This window comes from Burkholderia sp. Tr-862 (assembly GCF_011753085.1).
Taxonomy (GTDB): Bacteria; Pseudomonadota; Gammaproteobacteria; order Burkholderiales; family Burkholderiaceae; genus Burkholderia; species Burkholderia ambifaria.
Genome location: NZ_VWWG01000050.1, coordinates 1 through 15,026, shown reverse-complemented (window position 1 = coordinate 15,026; position 15,026 = coordinate 1). Strand labels below are relative to the sequence as shown.

The 15,026-nt window shown below is 68.7% G+C and carries 13 protein-coding genes; 3 read left to right on the top strand and 10 right to left on the bottom strand.

The genetic code is table 11. From position 1 onward, the window contains the following. Positions 1 to 51 precede the first annotated feature (51 nt). The 3 genes from F3J14_RS16280 to F3J14_RS16270 form a co-directional block, all read right to left on the bottom strand. Positions 52 to 1,080 (bottom strand): DedA family protein/thiosulfate sulfurtransferase GlpE, encoded by a 1,029-nt coding sequence (locus F3J14_RS16280; RefSeq protein WP_166723877.1) that lies wholly within the window; start codon positions 1,078 to 1,080, stop codon positions 52 to 54. 166 nt (positions 1,081 to 1,246) lie between these two features. Continuing rightward, a complete protein-coding gene (locus F3J14_RS16275; RefSeq protein ID WP_166723876.1) occupies positions 1,247 to 1,753 on the bottom strand; it encodes a cupin domain-containing protein in 507 nt (168 codons plus the stop codon). A gap of 363 nt (positions 1,754 to 2,116) precedes the next feature. Continuing rightward, positions 2,117 to 2,590, bottom strand: coding sequence for a universal stress protein (locus tag F3J14_RS16270; RefSeq protein WP_166723875.1), 474 nt, complete (start codon positions 2,588 to 2,590; stop codon positions 2,117 to 2,119). A gap of 321 nt (positions 2,591 to 2,911) precedes the next feature. Here F3J14_RS16270 and F3J14_RS16265 point away from each other — a divergent pair, with 321 nt between their 5' ends. Together F3J14_RS16265 and F3J14_RS16260 are read left to right on the top strand one after the other, a co-directional pair. After that, entirely contained in the window at positions 2,912 to 5,023 is a 2,112-nt protein-coding gene (locus F3J14_RS16265; protein WP_166723899.1) for a PAS domain S-box protein, read from the top strand. Beyond that, positions 5,020 to 5,667 carry a response regulator transcription factor gene (locus tag F3J14_RS16260; protein WP_166723874.1) on the top strand — a complete coding sequence of 216 codons (648 nt, stop codon included), beginning with the start codon at positions 5,020 to 5,022 and terminating at the stop codon, positions 5,665 to 5,667. The genes F3J14_RS16265 and F3J14_RS16260 overlap by 4 nt, the downstream gene beginning before the upstream one ends. Positions 5,668 to 5,738: 71 nt before the next feature. Here the strand turns inward: F3J14_RS16260 and F3J14_RS16255 are convergent, their stop codons facing one another. From F3J14_RS16255 to F3J14_RS16225, 7 genes are all read right to left on the bottom strand, one after another. Continuing rightward, the gene (locus tag F3J14_RS16255) at positions 5,739 to 6,143 is read right to left on the bottom strand and encodes a lysozyme inhibitor LprI family protein (RefSeq protein ID WP_006755660.1); all 405 of its coding nucleotides are present in this window, start codon (positions 6,141 to 6,143) and stop codon (positions 5,739 to 5,741) included. A 270-nt stretch (positions 6,144 to 6,413) separates the two neighbouring features. Continuing rightward, positions 6,414 to 6,743 carry a DUF4148 domain-containing protein gene (locus F3J14_RS16250; RefSeq protein WP_006755661.1) on the bottom strand — a complete coding sequence of 110 codons (330 nt, stop codon included), beginning with the start codon at positions 6,741 to 6,743 and terminating at the stop codon, positions 6,414 to 6,416. A gap of 281 nt (positions 6,744 to 7,024) precedes the next feature. After that, complete coding sequence (locus F3J14_RS16245; RefSeq protein WP_166723873.1) at positions 7,025 to 7,900, bottom strand: PilZ domain-containing protein; 876 nt, start codon at positions 7,898 to 7,900, stop codon at positions 7,025 to 7,027. Between the two features lie 78 nt (positions 7,901 to 7,978). Beyond that, positions 7,979 to 10,546, bottom strand: a complete 2,568-nt coding sequence (locus F3J14_RS16240) for a transglycosylase domain-containing protein (RefSeq protein ID WP_166723872.1) — start codon at positions 10,544 to 10,546, stop codon at positions 7,979 to 7,981. Positions 10,547 to 10,742: 196 nt separating this feature from the next. Further along, a complete protein-coding gene (gene lhpH, locus F3J14_RS16235; protein WP_166723871.1) occupies positions 10,743 to 11,750 on the bottom strand; it encodes a trans-3-hydroxy-L-proline dehydratase in 1,008 nt (335 codons plus the stop codon). A 54-nt stretch (positions 11,751 to 11,804) separates the two neighbouring features. Further along, positions 11,805 to 12,926: a branched-chain amino acid ABC transporter substrate-binding protein gene (locus F3J14_RS16230; protein ID WP_166723870.1), complete on the bottom strand. Its 1,122-nt coding sequence runs from the start codon at positions 12,924 to 12,926 to the stop codon at positions 11,805 to 11,807. A gap of 121 nt (positions 12,927 to 13,047) precedes the next feature. After that, complete coding sequence (locus tag F3J14_RS16225) at positions 13,048 to 13,785, bottom strand: GntR family transcriptional regulator (protein WP_105831017.1); 738 nt, start codon at positions 13,783 to 13,785, stop codon at positions 13,048 to 13,050. A 263-nt stretch (positions 13,786 to 14,048) separates the two neighbouring features. Between F3J14_RS16225 and lhpI the strand changes: the two genes are divergently transcribed. Continuing rightward, positions 14,049 to 14,984, top strand: coding sequence for a bifunctional Delta(1)-pyrroline-2-carboxylate/Delta(1)-piperideine-2-carboxylate reductase (gene lhpI, locus F3J14_RS16220; protein ID WP_166723869.1), 936 nt, complete (start codon positions 14,049 to 14,051; stop codon positions 14,982 to 14,984). Positions 14,985 to 15,026: the final 42 nt, after the last annotated feature.

The following is a 15,026-nucleotide window of genomic DNA, read 5'->3' as shown; positions in this document are numbered from 1 at the left end:
AGCGCGAAACCGGTGGCGGAATCGGAACGTGCGCGGCATCGCGCGCACGATTCATTTCGACAACGTCGCCCGCACCGTATATTCGCCCTCGAGCGGGGCGGCGTGGGCCGGCCGCACGAAATACCGCGACGCATCGGCATCGGCCGGCATCGGCTCGACCGGATAACCGTGCTTCTCCCACGCATCGAGGCCGCCCTTCAGCGCCCTGATGTTGTGGAGCATTTTCTTGCGCTGCATCTTCGCGATCAGACGCTTCGCGGTCGCCTCGTTCGGGCACACGCAATACACGACGATCGGCCGCTTCAGCAGCTCCGGATCGAGCAGGTCCGGCGAATCGAGATCGACCGGCACCGCACCGGCGATCCGGTACGGCTCCCGTTCGCGAATCGCGCGCGGCCGCGCATCGAAGATCAGCGGCGGTTCGCTCGACGTCATCATCTCGACGAGCTGCGGCGGCGAGATGCGCACCTGCGCGAGGTAGCGGCGGAATTGCACGCGACGCACCCAGCGGTACAGCAGGAACGTGATGAAGATCGCGAGGAACGCGTCGAGAATCGTGCCGCCGCTCGCGCGCACCCACAGCACGAACTGGACGATCTGGTCATGCACGGCCGCGCCGCCGATGAGCCAGAACGCGGCCCACAACGACGCGCCGGCCAGATCCCAGAACAGGAACACGCCGACGCCGATCGCGGTCGTGCCGAGCAGCGGCGCCGACACGAGGCCGAGGCCCGGCAGGAATTTGGAGAGAACGAGCAGCGGCGCGCCGTATCTTTCGAATACATTACGCGCGAAGCGCAACGTCGTGTCGAGCGACAGCGAGAAGCGCACGAGCCCGTTCAGCAAACGCCGCCCGCGCGTGCGGCCCATGAAGAACCACAATGAATCGGCGAGCATCGTCGCGCCGATCGCCGCCACGAACATGCTCGTCCAGGACGCCTGCCCCATCGCCGCCATCGTACCGCCGAGAATCAGCATCGGCACGGCCGGCACCGGCACGCCGAGCTGCGTGATCAGTACGCTCGCGAACACGGCCCACGGGCCGAGCGACGAGGGAATCGCAATGGGAAAGTGCCACACGGCGGCGCTCCTGGAAAACATGCGGACCGTGCGACGGAGGCGGCCGTCGATACGGCTGGCAGCGATCGCTGCGGCAGGTCCGCGGCCGATCCTGCACCACGTTGCATTCTAAACGGGTTTGGCCGGGACCGCGCGGAACGGCTGCCGTCGGCGGCAGCCGGCACGCTCACGCGTCAGGGCGCTGCGCGAGCCCCGCGACGTATTCCGCGTATTCGGGAAACGCGGCGGCCAGTGCCGTCGCGTCCGCGAGCTCGAATTCCGCGAACTCGAACCCCGGCGCGACCGTGCAGCCGACGAGCGCCACGTGCTCCGGCGACGCGCAGCGCGCGCCGAACCAGCGTCCGGCCGGCACGACGGCCTGGAACACGGTGCCCGGATGCGTGAGCGGGTTGCCGAGCCGATGGATCGTCAGGCCGTCATGCTCGTCGAGCACCCACACTTCGAGCGGATCGCCCGCGTAGAAATGCCAGACCTCGTCGGAACGGATCCGGTGCCACGACGAATACGCGCCGTCGCACAACAGGTAGTAGATCGCGGTCGACGCCGCGCGCGGCGCGCCGTCGGCAGGACGCACGACGGTATCGGACGCGCGGTAGGTTTCCCGGAAATAGCCGCCCTCGGGATGCGGCTGAAGATCGAACTGGTGAATCAGGTCGGCGGCGGAAATCGGCATGGCGGATGACGTGGGTAATGGAGGAAACCGGGCACGCGACGCACCGCGCGGCCGATCGCACATGCAATCTCCCGCACCGTCGCGTGCCGCTGCGTCGATCGCCGCGGCCATGCACGCGGCGACGGGATCGCGCGAGGAACCCGCGCGACGATGAAGCGGACACCGGTCGATGCTGCCAGAAGTGCCGGTCACGATGCAACCGGGGCGATGCGATCACGCCCCGTGTGGCCGCGCATGCACGGCCCGTTGATCGATGTGCCGGACGCGCGACCGACAACACGGTCACGCCCTCACGCCGTCATCCGCGCGGCAGCCCCCTGCCCGCCGCCGCTCGCGCGTCAGCGCCTCGGCGCCGCACCACCGTCATCGCGCGGTGGCCACCGCGGCCGGCTCGTCGTGCCGCACCAGCAGCACCGGCCGGTCGGCCGAGCGCAGCAGCGATTCCGCGACACTCCCGAGCAGCAGCCGGCGCAAACCGTGCCGCCCGCTCGTCCCCATCACGATCAGATCGGCACCGGTCTCGGCCGCCGTGCGCATCAGCACCGTGGCGATGTCCTCGCCGTACGCGTCGAGCGCGCGCACGGTGCCCGGCACATGCTGCTGCGCGAGCGCCGCTCTCGCGTCGTCGAGCACGGGCGTCGCCGCAGCGGTCGCCGCCGCGTCGCGGTCGCGTTCGGCCGCAAAACCCGCGTCGACGTCGACGAGTTGCGGCCGATGCTCGACGACATACGCGCACGTCACCTCGCCACCGGATGCCACCGCAATCCGGATCGCCTCGTTCAGCGCGAGACGCGCACTCGGGCCGCCGTCGAGCCCGACGAAAATCCGCTTGTACATGGTCCGCCCTCCGACCGGGCACGCGCCGCGCATCGCGCAACGACGCGCCCGTCACCGCGAGCCGGCCCGATGCCGGCTCGTCTGCCGAACAGTCTGCCCCCACATGCCGACGCGCCCGTTGACGCGCGTCAAACGCCGCCGGAACGTCCGCCGCTCCGCCCGGCTACCGCGTTTTTAGCTGACCCTATTACAAAAAACGTATAAAACGCGCACAATTTCATCTTGAAAATAGACGTCGCACGCGGCCGGTGCGAGTTTTTCCCGCTATTGCCGCACCGCTCGAGCGCCACGGGCGGCCCCGACACCAGAATGGCCGATCGAATGACCGCCAGTGGCACCCCGTCGCGTGACGCCCGAGGGCCCACGCGCTTTCAAACCATGTTACGCCAGCCGCTCGCGGCTGGCGTCGCTGCGCTGTTCGCCGGCGCGGCGCTGTCGCTCGGCGTCGCGCTGCTGGTGCGCGAGCAGTGGCAAGGCGCCGTGCATACGCGTTTCGAACGCCGCACGACGCACGTGACGGCGATGCTGCGCCACGAGTTGCAAGCCGGCGCCGCCGTGCTCGAAAGCGCGCGCGGCGCGTTCCTGCTCGCGCCGCAGATGACACCCGAGCAATGGCGCCGGTATGCCGACACGCTCGATCTCGACAGCGGGCGTTCGCCGGTCCGGCAGCTCGGCTATGCGCCGCTGTCGCCCGCGATGCGCAGCGCGCTCGCCGGCGACGCGCCGATGCCGGCCGGCCCGTTCGCGGTCGCGACGCTTAGCGCGCCGCCGTCGAGCGTGGTCGGCGCGCGCTTCGGCGCACCGGATCAGGCGCCGCTGGCACGCGCGCTGCGGACCGGCAATGTCGCGCTCGGCATCCATCCGGCCGACGACGATACGTCCCGCGATACCCGCATCCTCATGCTGTTCGTACCGGCGACGGCTTCATCGCGCACGCCCGTCACGCCAGCCGGCGCCCATGACACGGGCGCAGGCGGCGTGCTGTTCGCGGAACTCAGCCCGAATCGCGTGGTTGAGCGCGCGCTCGACGCGGAACGCGGGCTCGACCTGCGGATGAGCGCCGGCGACGATCCGCATCCGATCGCGAGTGCGGAGACGACGACCGACGAAGCCTCCGCGTCGCCCGACCTGATGCGCCGCACCGACCAGCTGAATTTCGGCGGCACCGTGCTGACGCTCGCCTATTCCGCGGACGGCCGCCCGAGCGCGACCGGCGCGCAGCGCGCGGCGGGCACGGTGCTCGCCGCCGGGCTGATCGCGTCGTTTGCGTTCGCGGCACTGATCCATGCACTGCTGCGCGGCCGCGCCGGTACGGCCGACACCGGCGCCAGCAGCCGCGGCATCCTCAACGAGGCGCGGATGATGGGCATCATCCGTTCGTCGATGGAAGCGATCATCACGATCGACGAGAAGCAGACGGTCGTGATCTTCAACCCGATGGCCGAACAGGTATTCGGCGTGTCGGCGATGGAGGCGATCGGCGCGCCGCTGTCGCGCTTCATCCCCGAGCGGTTTCGCGCCGCGCATGCGAAGCACGTCGATCAGTTCGGCGTGACCGGTGTGTCCGAGCGGCAAATGGGCCGCCAGCGCGTGCTGTTCGGGCTGCGCGGCAACGGCGAGGAATTCCCGATCGAGGCGTCGATCTCGCAGATCCGCGATGCGTCGGGCAAGCTCTATACGGTGATGCTGCGCGACATCACCGAGCGGCAACGCGCCGAGAATGCGCTGAAGCAGTCGCGCGAGGAACTGCGCGAACTCTCGGCGAACCTGCAGAACGTACGCGAAGAGGAAAAGACCCGCATCGCGCGCGAACTGCACGACGATCTCGGCCAGCAACTGACCGCGCTGAAGATGGACCTGTCGGTGATCGAGCAGCAATTGCGCGCGCCGGGCCGTGCGCAACCCGACGACGACGTGCTGTCGCACCTGCAGGGCATGCGCCGTCTGATCGACGCGACCGTCGCGTCGGTGCGGCGCATCGCAGCCGACCTGCGCCCGGTGATGCTCGACGATCTCGGCCTCGTGCCCGCGATCGAGTGGCTGGCGAACGACTTCACGAACCGCTACGGCATCGACGTCGAACGCCACATCGAAACGGGCGGGCTCACGTTCACCAGCGCGGGAGCGACCACGCTGTTCCGGATCGTCCAGGAAGCGCTGACGAACGTCGCGCGCCACGCGGATGCGACACGCGTCGCGCTGCGGCTCGACATCGAGGAAGGCTTCTGCGTACTGCGTGTCGCGGACAACGGCCGCGGCGCGGCACCGGGCGGCAGCGCCCACGAGGACAAATCGTTCGGGCTGATCGGCATTCGCGAACGCGCACACATGCTGGGCGGCAACGTGACGATCGACACCGCGCTCGCGCGCGGCTTCTCGATCACCGTCGCCTTCCCGCTCGGCACAGTTCAACAGGAAACCACCCTCACATGATCAAGGTGCTCATCGCCGACGACCATACGCTCGTGCGCGACGGTCTGCGGCACATCCTCCAGAACGCCACCGGATTCGAGGTGGCCGGCGAAGCGTGCGACGGCCCGTCGACGATCGCGCTGGTTCGTTCGACGCCCGCGCAGGTGCTGGTGCTCGACCTGTCGATGCCGGGCCGCAACGGCGTCGAGCTGATCAAGCAGATCAAGGACGAGAAGCCCGTGCTGCGCGTGCTCGTGCTGACCATGCACGCGGAACAGCAATACGCGGTGCGCGCGTTCCGTGCCGGGGCATCGGGCTATCTGACCAAGGAAAGCGCGAGCGCCGAACTGGTCGGCGCGGTGACCAAGGTTGCGTCGGGCGGCGTCTATGTGAGCCTCGCGATGGCCGAGCAGTTCGCGCAGAGCCTGAACGAGCCGGCCGAGACGCTGCCGCACCAGCGGTTGTCCGATCGCGAATTCGACGTGTTCCGCCGGATCGCCGCCGGACAGACGCTGACCGAGATCGCGCAGGCGCTGTGCGTGAGCGCGAAGACGGTCAGCACCTACAAGACCCGGATCCTCGAAAAGATGCAGATGCCGCACGAAGCGGCGCTGGTCCGCTATGCGATGCGGCACAAGCTGCTCGACGAAACGGACGACGTCTAGCGCCTGTTCACGCTAACCACGGGCTTGCGCCGGCCGCGCGACGTGCGGGCCGGCCGGACGCCGCGCGGCTTTTACTTCGCCGGCACCGGGCACGCAAGATCGCCCTCCTCGCAGGACAGATACCCCTTCAGCGTCTCGTTGCGGATCTTGGTCAGATCGTCGAGGCAGGTCGACACGACCATCGAATATGCGCTGCCGCCTTCGGCGTTCGCGCTGGAGAAGTTGCATTCGGCATCGCGGTAGGCGATCCACGCGCGCTGCCCATTCACGAGTTTCTCGGCGAGCGGCTTCGCATCGCGCAGGCGCGCGGTAATAGCCTGGTAGGTGCGATTCAGCTCCGCGTCGGATTTCTTGTACGCGCGATCGGCACACGCCGTCATCGCCGCCTGATCCGTCACGTCCGCACAATTCGACTGCGCATGGGCAAGGTTAGCCGTCAGCGCGAGCGCGCACAGCAGACCGGTCAAGACACGCATGGATGCTCCTGTTTGTTTTCGTTGATTGGTGGAACCTCGTGCCGGGCTTGCCGCCGCGCCTCGGCGCGCGGCATCGCGGACAAGCCGGCGCCACGCCATCCGCCACGGCTGCCGTGGCGTGGCGATGCCGACCGCGATGCTAGCGCACGCGCGGCGGATTGTCAGCCGGCGCCACGCGTGCCGCGGACGCAAAAAAAGCCCGCACTCGACATGAGTGCGGGCTTTTCGATACGGTCTCGCCGGCGGCCCGGAGGCCGCGCTGCGGATGGCTTAGTGACCGAAGTACACCGACGAACGGTCGGCGACGGCCGGCACCGTCACGCGCTGGCCCGACTGCGACGTCGCGACCGGGTTCGAGCCGTAGCCCGTTGCGTCAGCCTGCGCACCGGTGTTCTGGGCTGCGGCGATCTTCGCCTGTGCGGCCTGGATGTTTTCCGGATAGTTCATCCAGTCGTTCGGGTTGTAGCCGGCCTTCTCGAGCTGGACCAGCTCGGCACGCACTTGCGCGCGCGTCAGCGGCTGCTGGTTCGATTGGGCGAACGACACGATCGGTGCGGCCACCAGTGCGGCCAGTGCAACTGCCTTGATCAGCGATTTCATGATGCGTTACCTCCAGATTGTTTTGTCAGGCGCTTCGGACTCGGTAGTCGTTGCGCATGAGTGAAAGTCTAGGCGGCTCGGCTATCAGGGTAAATACTTAAATCGCAAATTCACTGTTGACCGAATTCCGTACAATTGCCGCGCATTCGGTCTAATCATCAGAGGATTAACGTCACATCCGCACCCAATAAACCGCGGCGCGCTGTGACATGCCCCGCCTGGGCCGGCCGATCCACCGGGCCATGAACGGCGGCCGCCCGATATGCAACGGCGAGCGCACGTCAGCGGACCTGATCGGCCTCGGTGCTTTCCACCGACAGGTCGAACAGCAATGCCTTGAGGCGAATCCGGTCGGCCGCGGCGATTTCGCTGAACGCAGCGTGATGAAGCGTCCAGCCCGGTGTCGCGGGATCGACGTGCACCGCGCGCACCGTGCCGTCGAGCGTCAGCAATGCGATACGGTCTCCGTCCATGTACGGCAACTGCACGTGCAACGGCTCGCCGGCCGCGGCGAGCGGCCGGTCGACCGTGATCGACAATCCGTTCAGGCTCAGATCGTGAACGATCCCGATGCCGTCGGCCTGCGTCGGCCCGCCGGTGCAGCAGGCCGCAATCCGTACCGGCACGCGCGGCTCGGCGCGCGTGCGCAACCGGTCGACGAAGCCCGGCGGCGACAGCACCATGAACGGCGCGCCGCCCGCGGCCTGCACAGCCTCGACCGTCGCACCGAAGCGCGACACCGCCGAGCGGCCGATCGCGACCGCCTCGACGTCGTCGCCGCGGGCAAAATCGAACACGGCCGACGGCCGCGGTTCGACGAACAGCACGCCCGATGCGCCGACCCCGATCAACCGGCAGCGTTGCAGCACGCGGGCCGCACCGACCCGCCGGCGGATGCCGATCGCGGCGCCGGCCAACAGTCCCATGTGCGCGGCCGCCGGCACGGTGTCGTGCTCGGACGCACCGGGTCCGGCGTCATCGCGCCTGCGAACGGGCCGGAAGTGATCGAACAGGAAGTCATATTGCGCGGGATCGCGCAGCGTGGCGCCGGCGGGCAACAGCGCGGCGCCGCCCGCATCGTAGAGATCGAAGCGGAGCGGGACGCCGGCGGCGACGTCATCGCGCGCGAGCGCGACGTGATCGGTGATAGGCCGCATCGGAAAGGCGCGGCGCAACCGCGCGAGCTGTCGTGACAACGTGATTACGGCAGCATCGCGCGAATTCTGAACGGCTCGTTACTCCGAACCGCTGGCAGCGTCGGGTGAAACCGGCGCCGGGGCCGGTGCCGGTGACGGCGCCGGTACGGCAGAAGGCGCGGTGGCCGGTGCGGAGCCGAGGCCACCGCCAGCGGTGTTGCCCGAACTCGCCGCGCTGCCCCCCGCCGCCGGCGGCTGCACGGCCTGCGGTTGCGACGCACCCGCCGACAATGCAGCCGCCGACGCCGCCACCTCAGACGCCGGGATCCATTCCTCGACGATGCCGCCGGATGCCGCCTCGGGCGCCGACGCGGCGGACGCGGCCGACGCCTCGTCTGCGTCCGCCTCGGGCTGACGCTCGATACGCTGCGTCCTTACTGGCGCCGCCGCCTGCTTCGACTCCGGCCCGAACCACCCGGCGAACAGGTCCGTCACCCGTTCGCGCGCCGACGCGAACCAGCCGGGCGACGGCTCGGTATCGAATTTCAGCTTCGTGTCGACGATCCGGGCGCGTTGCGCGCGCTGGAAGAAGTCGCCGACGATCGGCAGCGCGCTGTGCGCGCCTTGCCCCCAGTAGTCGCTGCGCAGCGTCACGCGGCCGTCGTCGAAGCCGACCCACGCGCCGGCGACCAGCCCGGGCTGCATCAGGATGAACCAGCCGTCCGCGTTGTCCTGCGTGGTGCCGGTCTTGCCGGCCACGTCGCCGCGAATCCCGAAGCGCGTGCGGACGCTGCCGCCGGTGCCGCGCGTCACCACGTCGCGCATCACGTCGAGCAGCGTCTTGTCGGTTTCGGCGTCGAGCGCGCGCTCGGGCGGCGCCGGCGCGTATTCGGCGAGCACGTCGCCCTGGCGGGTCTCGATGCGCGTGACCATTTGCGGCTCGACGTACAGCCCGCCGTTCGCGATCGTCGCGTACGACGCGACCATCTCCTTCAGCGTCACGGGGCTCGTGCCGAGCGCAAGCGACGGCACGCGCTCGAGCGGGCTCTCGCGCACGCCCATGTCGCGCGCGAGCCGCGCCACGGCCGCCGGGCCGACCTTCTCCATCACCTGCGCGGTGATCCGGTTGCGCGACAGCGCGACCGCGTCGCGCAGCGTCATCGGCTTGCCGGACGGCGGCGCGTCGTCGTTCGGCCGCCAGATCTCGCCGCCCTTCAGCGGAATCTCGACCGCCTGGTCGACGAACGTGTCCTCCGGCTTCATCCCGTTCGCGAACGCGACGCCATAGACGAACGGCTTGAAGGTCGAACCCGGCTGGCGCCGTGCCTGCGACACGTGATCGAACGGCTCGCTCGTGAAGTCGCGGCTGCCGACCCACGCGCGGATCTGCCCGTCGCGCGGATCGATCGCGACGAAGCCGGCCTGCACGTCGGTCTTCGCCTTGCACAGCGCGCGCATGAAGCCCCGATCGGCGGCGAGCTGCTTCATCGCGGCCGCATCGTCCTTGCCGGCGTCCTGCGCGGCCTTGTACTCGGGCGACTCGCGCATGAAGGTGCGGAACACCTCGTTGTCGGTGCCGCAGCCGTCGCGGCCGCTCCACGCGTTGTTCGCGATCCCCTGCAACTGGTTCGCCTGCTGCGCCAGCGCCTGGGTCGCCATCTGCTGCAGCCGCGAATCGATCGTGGTGCGCACGATCAGCCCGTCCGAGTAGATGTTGTAGTCGTTGCGGTCGGCCCAGCCGATCAGCCATTTGCGCAACTGCTGGGCGAAATGCGGCGCGGGCCCCGGCGGCTCCTTCTGGCGCTCGAAGTCGATGCGCAGCGGCCGGCGCTGCAACTGCGCGAACTGCGCCGGCGACAGCTTGCCGTACTTCACCATCTGGCCGAGCACCGTATTGCGCCGCTGCAGCGCGCGCTCGGGGTTCAGCACCGGGTTGTAGTAGCTGTTGCCCTTCAGCATCCCGACGAGCGTCGCACTGTCGAGCACGTCGAGCTGGTCGGCCGACTTGTCGAAATAGGTGCGCGCGGCCATCTCGACGCCGTACGCGTTGTACAGGAACGGCACCGTGTTCAGGTAGGTCTCGAGGATCTGGGGCTTGCTGTAGATGGCCTCGATCTTCAGCGCGGTGATCGCCTCCTTCACCTTGCGCGTGAGCGTCGGCGCGCGGCCGATCTCGTCCGGATACAGGTTGCGCGCGAGCTGCTGGGTGATCGTCGAGCCGCCCTGGCGGTTACCGGAGAACGTATGGAGCGCGGCCGACGCCGTGCGCTTCCAGTCGAGGCCGTGGTGCTCGTAGAAGCGGTGGTCCTCGGTCGCGATCAGCGCATCGACCATGTGCGGCGAAATCTGCTTGAGCGGCACCCATTCGCGGTTCGACGGCTTGAATTCCGCCAGCAGCTTGCCGTCGGCGGACAGCACCTGCGCGGGCTGGTCGACGCGCGCCTTGCGGATGTCGCCGATGCCGGGCGTGAACGGAATCAGCGCCAGCACGTACAGCAGGAACAGCACCGGCACGGCGGCGGCCGCGAGCAGCACGCCGCGGCGCGTCGGATGACGGAGACGGCGCCAGGCGGTGGCCAGGACACGCTTGACGGGCACGGCGGCAGCGGCCGCGACGGGTTGGGCGCGCGCGACCCATTTGACACAGAGGTCACGCACTGACGACACGTTTCGGCGATTCACGCGGGTGGGGGATCGGCTGGAAAGGCAGCATCGTACCAAAACTCGCGCGACACACCGGCCGGCGGCCGTGCCGGGCCCGTGCGAATGGCATCCGATCGCGCAGTTTCACCACAAAAAAGGCGCGCGGCCCGCAGCGGGACCGCGCGCCAACCTGGTACAACCCGATGCCGTGCGCCGGCGTTCAGCGCACGAGGAAACCGTAGGTCAGCGGATCGCGCTCGTCGACGATCCAGTTCGCGAAACCGCAGATGTGCGCGCTGCCCTCCACTTCCGGGATCACGGCCGGGATCTCGCCGACCGTCGTCTCGCGCAGCACGCGCCCCTTGAACACCGTGCCGACGATCGACTCGTTGACGAGCGTGTCGCCGGCCGCGAGCAGGCCGCGCTGGTACAGCTGCGCGACACGTCCGCCGGTGCCGGAGCCGGTCGGCGAGCGGTCGACCTCGCGATCCGCGAACACGCAGCAGTTCGCCTGCGTCGAGCCCGGATGGCGCGGCGCATTCGCGATGATCGTGCCGTAGATATGGTTGATTTCCGGAATCTCCGGATGCACGACCGGATACTTCTCGTTCGCGGCGGCCTTCACTTCGGCGCCGAAGCGGATCAGCCTGCCCACCGCCGCTTCGCGCACCGGCAGGTCGAACGGCGCACCGTCGACGTAGAAGTAGAACGCGCCGCCGTACGCGATGTCGCCGGTCACGGTGCCGAACGACGGCGTGTCGACCGACACGTCGCGCCGCCAGATGAACGACGGCACGTTGACGAAGCGCACGGGCCCCGCGTGTTCGCCGTCCCATGTCACGAACGCCTCGATGAAGCCGCACGGCGCATCGATGCCGACGCGCGTCTCCGGCACCGTGCGCTGCACCCAGCCGAGCTCGACCGCGGCGGTCGACAGCGCGATCACGCCGTGCCCGCAATGGTCGCTGTAGCCCTCGTTGTGCAGGAAGATCACGCCGAAATCCGCATTCGGCGATACCGGTTCGGTCAGGTAGCCGCCGTACATGTCGGCGTGGCCGCGCGGTTCGAACATCAGCGCACGGCGGATTTCGTCGGCGTTCTCCTTGAGCCACGCGCGGCGCTGGACGATCGTATCGCCGGGCAGGCGCGGCAGCCCGCTCGTGACGATGCGGAAGGCTTCGCCGCCGGTATGGACTTCGACGGTGGAAAGGGATCGGGAAATTTTCATGAGGATCGAAAGCGTGAAGACGAAGGACGGCGCCGCGGCGCCGTCCGGTGGCGGTTACTTCGCGTACGGCTCGGGCAGCCCGTTGCGGATCACGTAGACGGTGGTCGGCGCGCCCTTCAGGTCGCCGTGTTCGTCGAACGAATAGGTGCCCGCGACACCCGCGTAGTTCGATTTCGCCAGTTGCGCGATCAGCTTCGCCTTGTCGGTGGTCGTGCCGGCCTTGACCATCGCGTCGGCGAGCAGCTTCATGCCGTCGTAGTAGTTGACGCCGTAGACCTGCGTCTCCGTGTGATAGGTGTCGTGGTACTTCTTCAGGAATGCGCGGCCGGCCGGGGTTTTCTCGAGCGCGACGCCGCCCTGCGCGCAATAGACGATCGAAGCGGCCTCGCCCGCGACCTTGCCCATGTCGGCCGAGCAGATGCCGTCGCCGCCGAGCAGCTTCGCGCGCAAGCCGCGCTGCTTCATCTGCTTCGCCATCGGCGCGCCCTGCGCCGCGTAGCCGCCGAAGAAGATCACGTCGGGATTGCTGGCCTTGATCTTGGTGAGAATGCCGAGGAAATCGGTCGCCGACGAGCTCGTGTACTCCTGGTCGACGATCTTGATCCCGTTGGCCTTCGCGACGTTCGCGAACTGCTCGGCCACGCCCTGCCCGTACGCGGTGCGATCGTCGATGACCACGGCGGTCTTCGCGTTCAGCGTCTTCGCGGCGAAGGTCGCCATCGTGCCGCCGAGCTGCTCGTCGCTCGCGCCGATCCGGAAGATGTTCTTGAGGCCCTGGCGCGTGAGCGCCGGGTTCGACGCGACCGGCAACATCGGCACGCCGGCATTGGCGTACACGCGCGACGCGGGAATCGCGACGCCCGAGTTGTACGGGCCGAGCACCGCGACGACGCCCTTGTCGACCAGGCTCTGTGCGACCTGCACGCCCGCCTTCGGGTCGGCCTGGTCGTCGTCGGACACCAGCTTGAACGTGACCGTCTTGCCGGCCACTTTCACACCCGCCTTGTTGAGCTCCTCGACGGCGAGGCGCGCGCCGTTTTCATTGTCCTTGCCGTTCGCGGCCTGCGGGCCGGTCAGCGGCGCCGAGTGGCCGATCGTCACGACTTCCTGCGCGTGCGCGGAAGTCAGCGCGCCGGCGGCAACGGCCACCGACAGCGCGGTAATGAGGTGTCGCATGATGTCTCCTGATTGGTTTTGTGTGAAACCAATGTAGGACACGTATGGTCACGGCGCAAGCAATTTCAAAATACTATTTACGATTCTGGTCATATTTCAGACCAGAATGACGCGACATGTGTTACTTCGGCGTGATATCGCGCCGCACCCGGAGAATGTGCTGCTCCACGTAGAACGCGGCCGCATCGGCGTCGCCGGACACGATCGCCTCGTAGATCAGCCGGTGCTCGGACACGTAGAGCCGGATTCGGCCCGCGTCGTAGATGCCGTCGTCCTTCAGCCGTTTCCACAGCGGCTGGTCCATCGTCTTCGCGACTTCGTCGGCGATCTTCACGATCAGCGCGTCGCCGGTCATCAGCGCGAGCTGCCGGTGGAACAGCCGGTCGCTCTCGTTCCACAGCGCGCGCTGCCGCGGGTCGTCGACATCGGTGATGGTTTCCATCTGCGCGAGATAGCCTTCGGCGACGGGATCGGCACGGCCGTGCGCGGCCGCGAGGCGCGCGATCGCGGGCTCGAGGATGAGCCGCACGTCGAGCGTCGACGTCGGGCTGAAGTCCGCATCCGGCGCGCTTCGCGTGTCGCCGCGCTGCGCGAGCACGTCGAGCGGCGCCGGCACGACGTAGGTGCCCGAATTGCGCTTCGTGAACACCAGCCCTTCGTTTTGCAATGCGCCGAGCGCCTCGCGCACCGCCGGCCGGCCGACCTGGAACAGCGCCGCGAGTTCGCGCTCCGACGGCAGCCTCGAATCGGCCGCATAGCGCCCCGCGCGGATCTCGTCGCGGATCTTCTCGGCGACCTGCTCGTAGATCTGCAGCGGCCGGAAACCGGCTTCAAGGGATTCGGGACGCGCGGACATCATCTGGGGCTCCTGCCAGGTCGGGGGCGTGGTTCGGGAATGGGTGCGCACGATACCGAAGCGCACCGGGCCGGCACGTGCGACGGCCCATCTGGACGGATATTAGAACCAAAATCGGCAATCTGCCTGATTTTACGGATTGCGGGGCGGCCATCAACTGGTATAGATTTGATCCAGACCGTCTGCCGTCGCGATTTCCGGCAGATCTCGTGGCGAGCGCGCGATGCGCCCGTCGTCCACGCTCACCGACCCAACCGACCGACACGATGACCGCCCTCTCCCGGATTCCCGCTTTCGATGCCGCCGAAACGGCCGCGCTGCTCGACTACCCGGCGCTGCTCGCCACGCTCACGCACACCGTCTCCGAATACGCGGCAGGCGAAATCGTCAGCCCCGAACGGCTCGTCGTGCCGCTGCAGGCGGGCGGCGTGATGCTGTCGATGCCGTCGAGCGCGCGCGACCTCGCGAGCCACAAGCTCGTGAACGTGTGTCCCGGCAACGCCGCGCGCGGGCTGCCGACGATTCTCGGCCAGGTGAGCGCGTACGACGCGACGACGGGCGAGATGCGCTTCGTGCTCGACGGCCCGACCGTCACCGGGCGCCGCACGGCGGCCATCACCGCGCTCGGCATCCAGGCGCTGCACGGCGCCGCGCCGCGCGACATCCTGCTGATCGGCACCGGCAAGCAGGCGGCCAATCACGCGGAAGCGCTCGCGGCGATCTTTCCGGACGCGCGCCTGCATGTGCGCGGCTCACGCGCCGACCGCGCGGACGCGTTCTGCGCCGCGCACCGCGCGCAGGCGCCGCAGCTCGCGCCGCTCGACGGCGACGCGATTCCCGATGCGATCGATGTCGTGGTCACGCTGACGACAAGCCGCACGCCCGTCTATCGCGAAGCGGCGCGCGAAGGCCGCCTCGTGGTCGGCGTCGGCGCGTTCACCGCGGACGCCGCCGAGATCGACGCCGACACCGTGCGCCACAGCCGGCTCGTCGTCGACGACCCGGCCGGCGCGCGCCACGAGGCCGGCGACCTGATCGTCGCGCAGGTCGACTGGCAACAGGTCGCGTCGCTCGCCGACGTCCTGGGCGGCACATTCGAGCGGAGCGGACCGCTGCTGTTCAAGACCGTCGGCTGTGCCGCATGGGATCTGGCCGCGTGCCGCACGGCACGCGATGCGCTGGACGCGCGCCGGCGCGGCTGATTCCACGGCGGCGGCACCGGCGGCAACGACGGCGGCGGCCGA